This is a genomic window from Leucobacter holotrichiae (genome assembly GCF_055791005.1).
In genome coordinates, this window is the sequence record NZ_JBVUAC010000034.1 from 1 (window position 1) to 1259 (window position 1259).

1 protein-coding gene is annotated in these 1259 nt (G+C 61.3%); it reads left to right on the top strand.

All coding sequences use genetic code 11. The features are described from left to right. Positions 1-55: 55 nt before the first annotated feature. Positions 56-1227, top strand: a protein-coding gene (locus AC0KXF_RS15145; protein WP_473109961.1) for an IS3 family transposase whose coding sequence is annotated in 2 segments (ribosomal slippage) — positions 56-332 and positions 332-1227 — 1173 coding nt in all. Because the reading frame shifts where the segments join, the coding sequence is not laid out codon by codon here. Positions 1228-1259 lie beyond the last annotated feature (32 nt).

Sequence of the window (1259 nt, forward strand, 5' to 3'; positions counted from 1 at the left end):
TTTGGTTGAGTCCAAGACCGCATAGCTGGGAAGCTGTGCTGGAAGGATGGCAGTTATGCCGATCAAGTTCAGTGATGAGTTCAAACGCGACGCGGTCGCGCTTGTGGAGTCGGGAATCTCGCAACGACAGGTCGTCCGCGATCTTGGGATCTCGAAGTCCGCGCTCCAGGCCTGGGTGCGTGATGCGAGGTTCCAATCTCACGGGATGACTCCGTCGACGGACCCTGATGAGCGGCGCGAGATGAGTGCTGCGTTGAAACGGATCAGGGAGCTCGAGATGGAGAACGAGGTGCTCCGTCGTGCGGCCGCGTATCTCTCGCAGGTGCACGTCACGCCCCCAAAATGATCTACCCGCTCGTCCAAGAAATGGCCGCGCCAGGTGCCCGGGTTCGGGTGCCGGTCGCGGTGACGTGCCGGGTGCTTGGCTTCAGTGAGCAGGCCTACTACCGGTGGCTGCAGTCGCCGAAGTCGCCACGTGAGATCGAGGAGGAGCACTTTATCGGTGTGCTCCGTGAACTCCATGACGCGGATCCCGAGGGCGGGTACCGGGTGCTTGCTGATGATCTACATGATCTCGGTTACGAGATCAGCGAGCGGCGAGTCTGGCGGTTGTGCGAGATCGCTGGCCTGCAGTCCGTGATCACCACGCGTAGACGCCGCTATCGGAAGGCTGGTCCTCCCGTGGGAGACGATCTCGTGCAGCGCGAGTTCACCGCGGAGCGTGTGGACGAGAAATGGCTCGTCGATATCACCGAGCACCATACCGGTGAAGGGAGGCTGTATCTCTGCGCGTTCCAGGATGTGTGTTCGAATCGGATCGTGGGGTACGCGATCGATAAGCGGATGAAAGCCTCGCTCGCGGTTCGGGCGTTGGAGAACGCGGTGACACAGCGTGGATACCCGGCTGGGGTGATCGTCCATTCAGACCGCGGAGGCCAATTTCGTTCCCGGCGATTTCAACGGGCACTCAAGCAGTATGGGTTGCGGGGTTCGATGGGCCGGGTCGGGGCGTGTGGCGATAACGCGGCAATGGAGTCGTTCTTCTCGCTGTTGCAGAAGAGCGTGCTCGACCGGCAGTACTGGCGGACTCGGCAAGAACTTCGCCTCGCGATCGTGTCATGGATCGAGGGGAAGTATCACCGCAAACGCCGCCAGCGTCGGCTCGGGAAACTGACCCCGGTCGAGTTCGAGGCCATAATGATGGATGCCGTCGGGTTGGCGGCATAAACCCCGGACTCAACCAAAGCTTCAGCAGACCC